Source organism: Paenarthrobacter sp. CC6 (genome assembly GCF_040560085.1).
Classification (GTDB): domain Bacteria; phylum Actinomycetota; class Actinomycetes; order Actinomycetales; family Micrococcaceae; genus Arthrobacter; species Arthrobacter nicotinovorans.
In genome coordinates, this window is the sequence record NZ_JARDAN010000008.1 from 87,943 (window position 1) to 100,591 (window position 12,649).

Sequence of the window (12,649 nt, forward strand, 5' to 3'; positions counted from 1 at the left end):
ACTACTTGGAGTTGCCCGGGCCGCCGTTGTTTCCACCGTCATTGCCGGGACGGAGGCCTTCGTAAATCTCCTTGCACTCCGGGCAGACCGGGAACTTCTGCGGATCGCGGCCCGGCGTCCAGACTTTGCCGCACAAGGCAATCACGGGCTCGCCGGTCAGGGCCGACTCCATGATCTTTTCCTTGCGGACGTAGTGGGAGAACCGCTCGCGGTCGCCGGGCTCCACTTCCTGGCGTGTTTCTTCACGCTCAATGGTGGAAGTGGACGTTCCGGCTCCGGAAAGCTCGCGCATGGGGTCGTTTTCGAATGGATCCGGAGGAAGCGTAGTCATGCCAAACATCTTACCGTCTACAGGCCCTGCCACTCCGGCTTGTTGTCGTAGGTGTGCCGGTAGTAATCAGCCAGTTTCAGTGATGAAGCTGCCGCTTCATCCACCAGGATGGTGGCGTGGGGATGCATCTGCAGGATCGATGCCGCGCAAATCGCAGCCACCGGGCCTTCCACGAAATCCCGGACCGCCTGGGCTTTTTGGGCGCCCGTGGCCACCAGGACCACGTGCTTGGCGTCCATAATGGTCCCCAGACCCTGGGTCACCACGTGGTGCGGGACGTCGTCGATGCTGTCGAAGAAGCGGGCGTTGTCTTTGCGCGTCTGCTCAATCAGGGTTTTGATCCGTGTCCTCGAGGCAAGGGATGAGCCAGGCTCATTGAACCCGATATGCCCGTCAGTGCCCACGCCCAGGATCTGGAGATCCACGCCTCCGACGGCCTTAATGGCGTCCTCGTAGTCCTGGCATGCTGCTTCAAGGTCTTCGGCGGCACCATCGGGGCCGTGGACGTTCTCCGGTTTGATGTTCACCCTGTTGGTAAATTCACGCCGGATTACTTCCCGGTAAGACTCAGGATGTCCGGCCTCAAGGCCAACATATTCGTCCAGGGCGAAGCCGTGGGCCTGGCTGAAGTCCAGGCCCCCGGCTTCGTAGCGGCTGGCCAATTCGTCATAGATGGGCAAAGGAGATGATCCCGTGGCAAGCCCCAGAACGGCATTCGGCTTTCGCCGCACCAATGCCTCGATGGCATCGGCAGCAAGCGCACCGATCTGCTTGGTGCCCGGGAGAATGACAACTTCCATCGTCATGGCCTTTCTTTCTGAGGATCATCTTCTGTCACAGAGGTTATCCCATGTCCCATCTATAGGCCACGGCAATCACGGTTATTACGGAATCAGCGGTTAACGCTGAGCTCGGCAAACATCTCCGGTCCGCGCGCGTCGAGCCACTTCCCCCCGAGGCGAACGCCCACCACGAAAAGAGCCAGGCCCAGCAAAGGACCAACCGCGAGATTGATCCAACCTGCTTCAGGACCGCCGCTGAAGGCCTGGACGGCCACCAAAGCGAGTTCCGGAATGAGGAGCAGAGCCAGGACTGCCATCCCGGCTCCCTGGACAAGCAATGTCTGGGCAACGTTTCCCGGAGGCTTCTTGAAGGGGCTGTCGCCAGGCAAGGGTACGGCAATGTTATACCGGGCCGAGATCACCGAGGAGAGTCCCAGCCCCGTGAGCAGCGTTCCGAGCGACAATCCCAAAAGGTTGGGCAGCCACTGCCAGTCCCCGGTGAGGAACAACGGTCCCACGGTAAAGACCAGCACCACGGGAAGTGAGATCACCAGGCATGCCAAGGCGCGGCCCAACCGGTCATCGATTCCCCGGACACCCGCGGCCAGGTGCAACGCGAAAGCGGTGTTGTCGTAGGAAACATCTGCACAGATGGACCAGGCCATGGTGAAAGCCGTCAACGGTCCAAGAATCATGAACAACCCGTAGCTGCCGCTCTGCGAACTGCCGAAGAAGAAAAGGACGGGGAACAGCGGAACGATGACCAACGATGCCGCATACCTCGGATCCTTCATCCAATAGACCAAGGCACGCGCCATAACCGCACCCGTAGGAGTGCCGGGAAGCGTGCCGAAGAGACCAAGCTTCCCGCCCTTCCGGGCTGAGCCTCCCGAGTAGGTGGGAGTCACCAGCGCGCGCCGAAGAAGCAAGTGCCAGCACAGCAGCAGTGCGCCGATGGTGGCCAACGCAATCAAAACCTTCAGTCCGGCGGCTGCCCACTCCCCTGCTTCGAGGTCCCCGCCGAGCGACCACGCTGCACCGAGGGGTGTCCACGACAGGGTACGGGCGAGCCCGGGAAGGTAATCCGAAGTGTTGCGGACACCCTCTACGATTCCCATCATGATGGGTCCCAGCAGGACCAGGGGGATGAAAACGATGATGCTGCTGATGTCCTTGAACCGGCGTGAGGCCGAAAGGCCGGCGGTAGCCGTAGTCACCACCTTTGACAACACGATGCAGGTCAGGGCTCCCAGGACGGCACCCAGCAAGGCGCCCACCACAGACGGAGCGCTCCGCCACCAGGTCCCTACCGTTCCCAGGGCCGCAATCAACGTTGCCAGGCCGGGGATGCCAATGAATCCAGCAAGAGCCAAACCGGTCAGGAGCTGCCGGGACGGGATCGCGAACGTGGTGAACCGTGCGGGATCCAGTGTCATGTCGGCTGCGGACGCTACCAGAGGGATGATCGCCCAGCCCAGGACAGTGGCCACTCCACCCAATACCACCACGGTTTGGGCGATCTCCGGATCGGCCCACCGCAGCGCTATAAGGCCTCCAACAAGGAGGACCAGCATTCCCAAGGCGTAGAGCAATCCCAACGCCATACCGACCAACTGCCATGGGCTCCGCTTGAACCCGTTAAGAAGCAGGCGCCACTTCAGGCTTAGAAGGTGCGCAACCATTCCAGCCCCTCCGTCCGGTGTCCGCCGCCGACCAACTGGACGAAGCGTTCCTCCAGGGTTGAACCGTTGCGGACCTCATCAACAGAGCCTGCGGCCAGGACCCGGCCACCGGCAACTACCGCGACGTGGCTGCACATGCGCTGCACGAGATCCATCACGTGGCTCGAGACGATGACAGTGCCCCCGGACGCTACATAGCTTTCCAGGATGCCCCGGATGTTGGCCGCCGACACCGGATCCACCGACTCGAACGGCTCGTCCAGCACCAGGAGCCGCGGCGCATGGATCAGCGCCGATGCCAAGGCAATCTTCTTGGTCATGCCGGCCGAGTAGTCGACCACAAGGGAGCCGGCATCGGCTTCGAGGTCAAGGGCCGCCAACAGCTCCGAAACCCTCGTGCCCACTACGTCACGATCCATGCCCCGCAGGAGGCCGGAATACGTGACCAATTGTTCGCCGGTCAGGCGGTCGAACAGGCGCACGCCGTCGGGCAGCACGCCCATGAGCTTCTTGGCGGCCAGTGGTTGGGCCCAGACATCGACTCCGTGGACCAATGCGGTGCCGAAGTCAGGACGCAGCAAGCCTGTGGCCATGGACAGCGTGGTGGTCTTGCCGGCCCCATTGGGTCCGACCATTCCGTAGAACGAGCCCGCGGGTACTTCCAGACTGACTCCGTCGACGGCGATCTTCTCGCCGAATCTCTTGGCCAGCCCCCTGATGGACAGGGCAGCCAAGGGCGGCTCACCTGGTGTCTGCGGCGGTTGCGCCGGCCGCGTTGATGCAGCGGCGTCGGGCGTGGAAGCCGCGGGCGGGGACTCGGATGCCTGGGCGGGCGTGGATATGGGCATGGATTCATGGCGTGGTTCCGTCATGTGACCAGCCTAACCTCGTGGGCAGAGGCGCGCCGGGGTTCTAGAAGCCGTGGCGGGGCACGGCCCGCTGGTACTGCGGAACCCAGGGCAGATCGTAGCCAAGCCCGTAGGCAGCCCGGAGCCACCAATGCGGATCGCGGAGCGCCGCACGCGCCATGAATACGGCATCAGCCCTGCCGTTGGCCACGATGTCCTCCACTTGGGTTGGACTTGTCAGCAGCCCCACCGCGGCGGTGGGCACACCGGCGTCGCGCTTTACCTGCTCGGCGAACCCGGCCTGGTAGCCGGGTACCGCGCGGATCTTCTGATGCGCAACCGCCCCTCCGCTGGAGACATCCACCAGGTCAACGCCCCGTTCTGCCGCAGCGCGTGCCAGCCTGGTCGAGTCTCCCACCTCCACGCCGCCGTCGGCCCAGTCGGAGGCCGAGATGCGCAGGAGAAGAGGCATCGAATCGGGGATGACTTCCCGGACAGCCTCCACCACTGTGAGCATGAGCCGGTTCCGGCCCTCCTCGTTTCCACCCCAGCGGTCCGTACGGGTGTTGATGAGCGGGCTCTGGAACTGATGCAGAAGATACCCATGGGCGCCGTGGATTTCGACAGTGTCGAAGCCAACGGCCACAGCCCGGGCGGCCGCTGCGGCAAAGTCGGACACGACACCCTGGATGTCCTCTTCGCTCATGGCCGCCGGCGCCGCATAGCCGTCATAGGCCTGGTTCGTTGGACCGACTGTCGACCAGCCTCCGTCGTCCGCCGGGACCGAACCCGAACGTTCCGCGAACGGCCAGTAAGTGGAGGCCTTCCGCCCTGCGTGCGCCAGCTGGGCACCGATCCTGCAGTCCACGGCGCCGTGCCTGTGCACGAACTGCACGATCCGTTCCCAAGCGGCAGCCTGTTCATCCGAATAGAGGCCGGCATCCAACGGGCTGATCCTGCCCACCGGGTTGACAGCCGCCGCCTCACTCATGATCAGCGCAGCGCCTCCGGCGGCGAAGGAACCCAAGTGCATCAGGTGCCAGTCGTTCGGAACCCCCTCACCAGTCTCCGGATGGCAGCTGTACTGGCACATCGGCGAGACCCAACCCCGGTGCGGGATGGTCAGCGAACGCAAGGTGAGCGGAGAAAACAGCGCCGATCCCACTAGAAGAGGACCCTCGCCAATCCCTGTCGGGCCTTGGCCACGCGGTCGTCCTTGATTCCCACAACCTCGAAGAGCTCCAAGAGCCGCAGACGGGCAGTCTCCCTCTCGGGACCGAAGTTCCTGCCGATGAAGCTGATGATCCGGTTGAAGCCGTCCTCGATGTGGCCACCTGAGATGTCAAGGTCAGCGACGCCCAGTTGCGCCTCGACATCATCGGGCTCCTGGGCGGCACGGTCGCGGAGGGCTTCTGCCTCGGGGGCCGTGAGTTTCTCCAGCCTTGCCATCAACTCAACCTGTGCCAGGCCCGCTTTTGCCTCAGCATCAGCCGGCTGTTCAAGGAGCGCCTGCTTGTAGGCCGCTACAGCGGCGTCGTAGTCACCGGCTTCGATGGCATCGACGGCGGTCTGGTGCAGCGGCGGGAGCGGTGCGGGTTCGGCATCGTCAGCCTGCACGGCGTCGCCGATGCTTCCGGTGACGCCATTCGCGGCCGCCACCTTGAGCAGTTCATCGACGAGGTTCCGGATTTGCGCGTCATCCGCCGGGCCTTGGAACAACGGAACAGGCTGGCCTTTGATCACGGCGACGGCGGTCGGGACGGCTTCTACCTGGAAGGCCTGGGCCAGTTGAGGGAAGGCATCTACGTCAGCGGCGGCAAGCACCAGCCGTCCGCCATAGCTTTCAACGACCTGCTGGGCAGTGTCCAGGACAGCGGGCGATTCGGGGGCGTACCGGGACCAGAGAAGGAACAGTACGGGAATCTGGGCGGACAACTGCACCAGATCCTGGAAGTTTGTTTCTGTTGCATCCACACGGAGCGGGGCTTTGCCGGCCTCACCCCCTTGGGGTGTCTCCCCGTCCGCGGGGGCAGGAGGCCCCTGTGGCGGGGTCGGACGGCGCAACGACGAGAGGTCGACGGCGCCGCGCAGGTTGAGCTGGCTGGCAGCGGCTGGAGTGGGTCGGTATCCGGGCGAACTCATACCGTCCACTCTAGCCGCTGCCTACCTGCTGGTCGGGCTACTTGAAGCTGGCTCCAACCAGACCGCGGGTAGCGGCCACGAGCTTCATGGGATCGGATGATCCCGCAGGCGGGATGTACACGGCCACGGACTCGGCGAAGTTCAGGACCATGCCGGTGGTGGTTTCCTTGCCACCGGCGAATACGGCGGAGTCGTCCTCAAGCAGGAGCTTGTCGCCCGCCGCCTTGGGAGTTCCCTCGAACGCGAAGTCCAGGCGTCCCACTACCAATGCTCCCCCGTCAGCGGTCTTCAGCACCACAGTCTGGTTTGGCACCGGAGTGTGAGTGAACTTGAAGTTGGCGCTGGTGCCGTTCTTCACGGTGTCCGCCTGGTAGGCAAGGGCCCCGGCGATATACGGGGACGACTGGCCATCGGCGAGCTTGCTCCGATTTGGCGAATCCGGGTTCGTCAGCATCTCACTCAGGATTTCCAACGCCTGGTTGCCGCTGTAGGCCAGGCCGGTGCTGTCGCTGGCAGGCACTGGCGTAGTGCCCTTACGGGCCACCGGGAAGGACGGGAAGTTGGTGCCCGGCTGGAGTGGCGCGGTGCCCCACAGCTTGTAGTTCTCACGCGGAGAAAGCTGAACGAGCGTGAGGACCTGCGGAACGACGTTTCCTTCACCCTGGGTCAGGGCATAGACGGTCCTGGGCCAGTCCTTCTTGGTGCTGATGACGCTGCTCTCGAGCTTGGTGGCCCGGACAGGCATGCGCGGTTCATACGCCGAAACGGTGGACCGGATCTTGTAGTTCTGGGTGCGGATCTGGAGTTCCATTTTGTCGACGCGCGGGGCCAGCTTGGCAGCATCCTTCGCGGCATCGGCTGCGTCCACAGTGCTGGCTACCTGCTCCAGGATGCGCTGGAGCTGCGATTCGAGCATCACCGGTGTTCCGCCGTCGCCCTCAGCTGGTGAGGAAGCCGACGCGGTGGAGGTGGCATTCGGTGAGGTGGTGGCTTGGGCGGCCACAGCGGACCCGCCGACCATGACGGCGGCCAAGGCGGCTGCGACGGCAGTGACGCGCAACGCCGGACCTTCGACTCCACCAGTACGACGGCGGGCCTCATCGCCGGTGGGCGACTGTACGGGCAGGGTGGTGGTTGCTTCGCCACCCTGCGGCCCGTCTCCTTCGCCGTCTTTACGACGACTGCCCAGAGCCTTGGCAATGAACGGCAGCGCCGCGCCAACCAGGATGATGATGATGCCCAGAACAATCAGGGGCACAGCCCAGGGGGTGGTTTCCTTGTTCGGGAAGGTCATGGAGATGGTAGACGGGGCAGGCTTGGTTCCGTCGGCAGCCACCAGCAAGGACCACTCGCCGTCAGCGGGCGGGTTCCACGTGTATTCGTAATCGCCGCTCGCGTCTTCAGTGCTGACCCAGAGATCGGAACCTGCCGGGGACGGCGCAGTGGCCTCACCATCGGCGGATGTCGCTTCGAGTGACTTCTGGTCTGCCGAGACGCCGGTCAGCGTGGTGTGGGCGGTCTTACCTACCCAGGCGTTGACGTCGTCGGGGCGGCCAGTGGCAATCATGTAGTTGCCTTCACCCTGGATCTTGATCTTCACCGGCCCCTCATGCAGGTCAATGAGTTTTTGATCGATCACGGTCAGCGGGGCAGCTTTGGTATCGCTGGGAACCGAAGCCGTCACCGTCTCAGCGGGGGCCCAGAAAGTCAGCTGGCCAATGCCGGCCAACATCGTCAGCAGGCCCAGCAGCACCAGCAAGGCTGCAGTCTTCAAACGCACAGGATCACCTATCATCAGCGGTCGTTGAACTTCAAGGGTAACCGTTTTGTTATCAAGGAGTCAGATCGGGGTGATCCCGGCGACACCCGAAAAAGCCTGCCGTGGCGCCGCTGTGGCCCGATTCCGCGGTCCTGATAGTGTGGCGATGATCATGATATCCGGGCCCATAACTGCCTGAATTGACCCTGTACCACCAACGAAAAGGCTGTACAAGCGCGTGAAAGACCACATGGAGTCCCGTCCCGACGATGAGCCCGGGTCAGCCGCGGTGAACGCGTCATCGGACGCGCCGTCAGCCTCGGTTCCCGTCCGGACCGGGCGGCTCGCCGCCATCAGCCGCAGGCTCAGGCAGCCCATCCCCGGCGCGCGCACCCGTGTCCGCTTCGAGATGCCGCCGGAAGACGACGGAACGGGCGATCAGGACGGCTTCCGCCCGGAAGACGATCACGGCTTTGGCGCGCCCGGCCCCCGGATGTCGTCGCAGCACCCTCTTTACGTCGGTTTCATGGGAACGGCTGGCGTGGGAGTCGCCCTTGCGGTGTTCTATATCGCAAGCAACACCACCCAGCTGATCCTGTGGATCGTGGCCGCCCTCTTCATTGCGTTGGGCCTTGACCCCGTGGTGCGCTGGCTGGAGTCCCACAAAGTACCGCGCCCGGCAGGCATCCTCATCTCTGTCTCCGCCCTGGTACTTGCTGTTGCCGGTTTCTTTGCGACCCTGATTCCCACCATCGTTGAGCAGGTGTCCGAAATCGTGCGGCAGGCCCCGGATTGGATCCGCGGCTTCCTCGACTCGGACTTCTTCCGCAACGTGGACAGCCAGTTCGGCGTTCGCGACCGGATCACCACCGAACTGGACAAGTTCGTCAAGGACCCCGAAGCCATGGGCGGCATCTTTGGCGGTGTTGTTGGTTTCGGTTCAACCGTGGCCAACGGCCTCTTCGGTTCCCTCATTGTCCTGGTCCTGAGCCTGTACTTCCTGGCAGCCCTGCCCTCCATGAAGAAGTGGGCTTACCGGCTGGCACCCCGTTCCCGCCGCCCACGCGTGGAAGCGTTGTCTGAAGCCATCACGGATTCCGTGGGCAACTACGTGATCGGCCAGGCTTGCGTCGCCCTCTTGAACGCCATCTTCGCCTTCATCGTGATGACCATCCTGGGGATTCCCTTCAGCGTCCTGCTGGCATTCGTCGTGGCGCTGCTCGCCTTTATCCCGCTCGTGGGCGGCATGATCGCCGCCGTCGTTGTAATCCTCGTGGCCCTCACCGCAGGGTGGCAGACGGCCGTTGTCTACGCGATCGCCTATTTCGCCTACCTCCAGTTCGAGGCCTACTTCATCTCGCCGCGCATCATGCAGCGCGCAGTCGCAGTGCCGGGCGCGGTGGCCGTCATCTCCGTTATTGCCGGCGGCAGTTTGCTGGGCGTCCTGGGCGCACTGATTGCCATTCCCACCGCGGCCGCCATCATGCTGCTCATCAAGGAAGTCTTCATTGTCCGCCAGGACCGGCACTGACGGTCCTGATGTGCCCATGAAGAAGCCCCTGAACCGTTTGGTTCAGGGGCCTCTTCATGTCCGGGATGTTCGCCACGAACCAGCCGGATCAGGCACTCGCCACCGGATCAGGCATTGGCCACCGACCCCGCCCACTCACGCGGCAGTCCCTGTGCGCCGGCACCCGCCGGCGTGACGTCGTCGACGATCTCATCAAGGACGCGCGCCGCGTACTTTTCGCCCACCCAAAGGTGCTTGGCTCCGTCGACGCCAACAACCCGGGCCTGCGGCACCAGGCTGAACCGGCCGGCAGCCTCTTCCGGCTGCAGGTAGTCATCATGCTCAGGCACCAGGACCGTCAGCGGCTTGCCGGACTCCGCCCATTCCTTGAGGTGCACATCCGTGGCCCGATGCAGCGGCGGGGACAACAGGACCGCGCCTTCGATCCGGCTTGCCACCGGCTCTACCGCTCCATACATCAGCGCCAGTTCCGTCCCGAAAGACCACCCCACCAGCCAGCGGTTCGGCAGGCCGCGTTCGACGGCGAAACGCACAGCCGCCTCGACGTCGTACCGCTCACCTACGCCTTCTTCGAACTGTCCCTCACTTGTCCCGCGCGGAGATGATGTGCCACGGGTGTTGAAGCGAAGCACCGCGACGCCAGCCAAGGCAGGAAGCCTGTAGGAAGCCTTGCGGTAGACGTGGGAATCCATGAAGCCACCGTGCGTCGGCAACGGATGCAGCGTTATCAGCGTGGCCGTGATCTCCCCTGATTCCGGAAGGGCGAGCTCGCCCAGCAGGACCTTGCCGTCCTCGGTGGTGAATGCCACATTCTCGCGTTTGGCGGGAAGAACCGTTGAGGCACGGATCTCCGATGGCGCGTCCTGTGGGGTGAAAACGAACGAGGCGGGATCGAAAGTCATGCATCCAAGCCTAAGCGCATCAGCGGTAGCGGTACGTCCGGGTAGTCCAGCAATTGGTGTGCCAGTGGCGGCGCTCAGCCAACCCCGCGGCCTGGCCGAAGAGGTGGTTGTCGGACCACACCACCAGGTGGGCGATTCCCGGCAGGATCGCCGTTGAACAACCCGGGCAGATGTACTGCTTTTCCGCCTTCCTGGCCGTCATGGTCCGCACCATCCAGTCACCATCCGGAGCACTTTCGCGCCGGGCGATCCCCGCCCGGGCCCGCTCAAGATCGAGCTCCGGCACCGGTTCCGCCCATTTGCCTCCACCACTGCCGGGACGTGGGCCGGACGCGTTGCGGCGGGGACGGTTGGAGCGGGGCATACCTCCATTCTGCCCCAGACAACCGGGCATACGCGGTAATGTGGGGCGGGTGCGACTCGTCATAGCCCGTTGTTCTGTTGATTACGTTGGCCGCCTGAAGGCCCACCTCCCCCTCGCCACCCGGCTGTTGCTGGTCAAGGCGGACGGCTCGGTGCTGGTGCACTCCGACGGCGGCTCCTACAAGCCGCTGAACTGGATGAGCCCGCCTGCCACACTGCGGGTGACCACCCCCGAGGAAACCGAGGTGGAAGAGGGAGTAGTGGAGCAATGGACGGTGCAGTCAGCCAAGACCGATGACCGCCTCATCATCAATATCTACGAACAACTCCACGACACCTCTCATGACTTGGGCACCGACCCGGGACTGATCAAGGATGGAGTCGAAGCGGACCTGCAGCGCCTCCTGGCCGAACAGATCGAGACCCTCGGTGCCGGTTACTCGCTGATCCGCCGCGAATACTTCACGGCGATCGGCCCTGTGGACATCCTGGCCCGCGACGCCTCCGGCGCCACAGTCGCCGTCGAACTCAAACGCCGCGGCGACATCGACGGCGTTGAGCAGCTCACCCGGTACCTGGAATTGCTCAACCGGGATCCTTTGCTGGCACCGGTCCGTGGCATTTTCGCCGCCCAGCAGATCAAGCCGCAGGCGAAAGTCCTCGCCAATGACCGCGGCATCGATTGCGTGACGCTCGATTATGACGCCATGCGCGGTGTGGATGACAGCGAGTCCCGCCTCTTCTGAGGACGCCTCGGACTGAGTGTGCCCCGGGCCACTAGAATCGGAACATGACTGCCGCACCCCGTTTTGCCACATCGTCCGCGCCAAGCCACCAGATCATCAAAGGAACGCTGGTCAGCGACGGCGAGGTGGTGGAAGACGGCCTGCTGGCCATCGACGGGGACCGGATTGCCTACGCCGGCCCTGCTGATGCCTTTGACCAGGAAGCCTTCGAAGGTTTCGAAGGGGCCATCCGCCTGGGAGTTCCCAGCGGCAGCTACCTCATTCCCGGACTGGTTGACGTCCACTGCCACGGCGGCAACGGCGGCGACTTTCCGAGCGGCGAGGAAGTTGCGGCCCGCAAGGCCATCGAGTTCCTGCACCGTTCGGGAACCACCACGTTCCTTGCCAGCATGGTCACCGCTCCACGGGAGGACCTCCTGCGTGGCATCGAGCTTTTCGTGAAGCTCGCAGAGGAAGGGTTGGTCGCCGGAATCCATCTCGAGGGTCCGTTCCTCTCCCACGCTCGCTGCGGAGCCCAGAACCCGGACTACCTGCTCGAGCCCGACCTGGAACTCATGGATGAGTTGGTGGCCGCTGCGGCCGGCAAGCTCGCCACCATGACATACGCCCCGGAACTCCCCGGCGCGGCCGCACTGGTGGACCTCATGACTTCCCATGGCGTGACGCCTTCCTTGGGGCACACGGACTGTGACGACGCCACCGCCACGGCGTCGTTGGCCGCCGCCCGCGAAGGGCTTGAGTCGGCAGGTTTCGACGGCGTGAGTTCACTCCCGACCGTCACCCACCTTTTCAATGGGATGCCTCCGATGCATCACCGCGCGCCAGGACCCGTGGCTGCGTGCCTTCGCATGGCGCAGGAGGGCAAAGCCGTGGTCGAACTGATCGCCGATGGGACGCATCTGGCCCCCAGCATGGTGGCCACCGTCTTCCAGCTGGTCGGTGCGGCCAACGTTGTCCTGGTGACCGACTCCATGGCGGCGGCCGGCCTTTCCGACGGCAGTTACATGCTTGGCCCGTCCCCGGTCACGGTCAGCAGCGGCGTAGCCAGGCTCGATGCCACCGGTTCGATCGCGGGGGGCACCGCTACGCTCCTGGACGTTGTCCGCAAAACGGTGGCCGCCGGCGTCGCCCTTCCTGATGTCGTCTGTTCCGCCACCGCAGTGCCGGCCGCGGTCCTGGGCCTTTCGGATGAAATTGGCGGGCTGCGGCGCGGACTGCGTGCCGATGTTGTTGTCACCAATGAGGACCTTGAACTGACCCGTGTGATGCGCAACGGGCAATGGTTGTCTTAGAGAAGTCAGGGGTAATTGCAGGCAACCATGCGTTACCTTCTTTTTACCTAAATTTTTCTCAAATACGCCTAAAGACCGTTGACCTCCGGCAGAGCACATGAAAGTGTTGTAGCAGTCTTTGTGTAGGTGGTTTTCATGCTCGCAAGACGAGTTGCGAGCGTGAAGCTCCTGCGAATCCGATCAGGTCCGCCTGGGAGGAATTCAGGTCTTCTCGCGGAGTAACAAGGCCGGTACGAAGTGTATCGGACTGAAGTTCCATAATGAGGAGATA

At 63.7% G+C, this 12,649-nt stretch carries 12 protein-coding genes; 3 read left to right on the top strand and 9 right to left on the bottom strand.

Going from position 1 to position 12,649, the window contains the following annotated elements; all coding sequences use genetic code 11:
* Position 1 precedes the first annotated feature (1 nt).
* From PV760_RS09135 to PV760_RS09165, 7 genes are all read right to left on the bottom strand, one after another.
* Positions 2-340: a DUF3039 domain-containing protein gene (locus PV760_RS09135; protein WP_018776325.1), complete on the bottom strand. Its 339-nt coding sequence runs from the start codon at positions 338-340 to the stop codon at positions 2-4.
* An 8-nt stretch (positions 341-348) separates the two neighbouring features.
* Positions 349-1,131 (bottom strand): glucosamine-6-phosphate deaminase, encoded by a 783-nt coding sequence (gene nagB / locus PV760_RS09140; RefSeq protein WP_026266923.1) that lies wholly within the window; start codon positions 1,129-1,131, stop codon positions 349-351.
* 92 nt (positions 1,132-1,223) lie between these two features.
* Positions 1,224-2,795, bottom strand: a complete 1,572-nt coding sequence (locus PV760_RS09145; protein WP_354627609.1) for a transporter — start codon at positions 2,793-2,795, stop codon at positions 1,224-1,226.
* On the bottom strand, positions 2,777-3,667 hold the full coding sequence (locus PV760_RS09150) for an ABC transporter ATP-binding protein (RefSeq protein ID WP_039242033.1): 891 nt from the start codon (positions 3,665-3,667) through the stop codon (positions 2,777-2,779). The genes PV760_RS09145 and PV760_RS09150 overlap by 19 nt, the downstream gene beginning before the upstream one ends.
* 40 nt (positions 3,668-3,707) lie before the next feature.
* On the bottom strand, positions 3,708-4,808 hold the full coding sequence (locus tag PV760_RS09155) for an NADH:flavin oxidoreductase/NADH oxidase (protein WP_039242034.1): 1,101 nt from the start codon (positions 4,806-4,808) through the stop codon (positions 3,708-3,710).
* A complete protein-coding gene (locus PV760_RS09160; protein WP_079580527.1) occupies positions 4,808-5,785 on the bottom strand; it encodes a tetratricopeptide repeat protein in 978 nt (325 codons plus the stop codon). Before PV760_RS09160 ends, PV760_RS09155 begins: the two co-directional genes overlap by 1 nt.
* Positions 5,786-5,822: 37 nt before the next feature.
* Positions 5,823-7,580 carry a DUF8094 domain-containing protein gene (locus tag PV760_RS09165; protein ID WP_354627610.1) on the bottom strand — a complete coding sequence of 586 codons (1,758 nt, stop codon included), beginning with the start codon at positions 7,578-7,580 and terminating at the stop codon, positions 5,823-5,825.
* Positions 7,581-7,782: 202 nt separating this feature from the next.
* Here PV760_RS09165 and PV760_RS09170 point away from each other — a divergent pair, with 202 nt between their 5' ends.
* A complete protein-coding gene (locus PV760_RS09170; protein WP_026266926.1) occupies positions 7,783-9,075 on the top strand; it encodes an AI-2E family transporter in 1,293 nt (430 codons plus the stop codon).
* A gap of 107 nt (positions 9,076-9,182) precedes the next feature.
* On the opposite strand, the gene PV760_RS09175 is transcribed toward PV760_RS09170, so the two are convergent.
* Together PV760_RS09175 and PV760_RS09180 are read right to left on the bottom strand one after the other, a co-directional pair.
* Positions 9,183-9,977, bottom strand: a complete 795-nt coding sequence (locus PV760_RS09175; protein ID WP_039242038.1) for an alpha/beta hydrolase — start codon at positions 9,975-9,977, stop codon at positions 9,183-9,185.
* Between the two features lie 19 nt (positions 9,978-9,996).
* Entirely contained in the window at positions 9,997-10,341 is a 345-nt protein-coding gene (locus PV760_RS09180; RefSeq protein ID WP_018776334.1) for an Rv1322 family protein, read from the bottom strand.
* Positions 10,342-10,390: 49 nt separating this feature from the next.
* Between PV760_RS09180 and nucS the strand changes: the two genes are divergently transcribed.
* Together nucS and PV760_RS09190 are read left to right on the top strand one after the other, a co-directional pair.
* Complete coding sequence (gene nucS, locus PV760_RS09185; protein WP_018776335.1) at positions 10,391-11,086, top strand: endonuclease NucS; 696 nt, start codon at positions 10,391-10,393, stop codon at positions 11,084-11,086.
* 44 nt (positions 11,087-11,130) lie between these two features.
* Positions 11,131-12,378, top strand: a complete 1,248-nt coding sequence (locus tag PV760_RS09190; protein ID WP_354627611.1) for an N-acetylglucosamine-6-phosphate deacetylase — start codon at positions 11,131-11,133, stop codon at positions 12,376-12,378.
* Positions 12,379-12,649 lie beyond the last annotated feature (271 nt).

What these genes read in the sequence shown, in the direction of transcription:
- PV760_RS09135 (WP_018776325.1), bottom strand. Translation starts at nt 340, where the DNA reads ATGTTTGGCATGACTACGCTTCCTCCGGATCCATTCGAAAACGACCCC.
- nagB (WP_026266923.1), bottom strand. Translation starts at nt 1,131, where the DNA reads ATGGAAGTTGTCATTCTCCCGGGCACCAAGCAGATCGGTGCGCTTGCT.
- PV760_RS09145 (WP_354627609.1), bottom strand. Translation starts at nt 2,795, where the DNA reads ATGGTTGCGCACCTTCTAAGCCTGAAGTGGCGCCTGCTTCTTAACGGG.
- PV760_RS09150 (WP_039242033.1), bottom strand. Translation starts at nt 3,667, where the DNA reads ATGACGGAACCACGCCATGAATCCATGCCCATATCCACGCCCGCCCAG.
- PV760_RS09160 (WP_079580527.1), bottom strand. Translation starts at nt 5,785, where the DNA reads ATGAGTTCGCCCGGATACCGACCCACTCCAGCCGCTGCCAGCCAGCTC.
- PV760_RS09165 (WP_354627610.1), bottom strand. Translation starts at nt 7,580, where the DNA reads ATGATAGGTGATCCTGTGCGTTTGAAGACTGCAGCCTTGCTGGTGCTG.
- PV760_RS09175 (WP_039242038.1), bottom strand. Translation starts at nt 9,977, where the DNA reads ATGACTTTCGATCCCGCCTCGTTCGTTTTCACCCCACAGGACGCGCCA.
- PV760_RS09180 (WP_018776334.1), bottom strand. Translation starts at nt 10,341, where the DNA reads ATGCCCCGCTCCAACCGTCCCCGCCGCAACGCGTCCGGCCCACGTCCC.
- PV760_RS09190 (WP_354627611.1), top strand. Translation starts at nt 11,131, where the DNA reads ATGACTGCCGCACCCCGTTTTGCCACATCGTCCGCGCCAAGCCACCAG.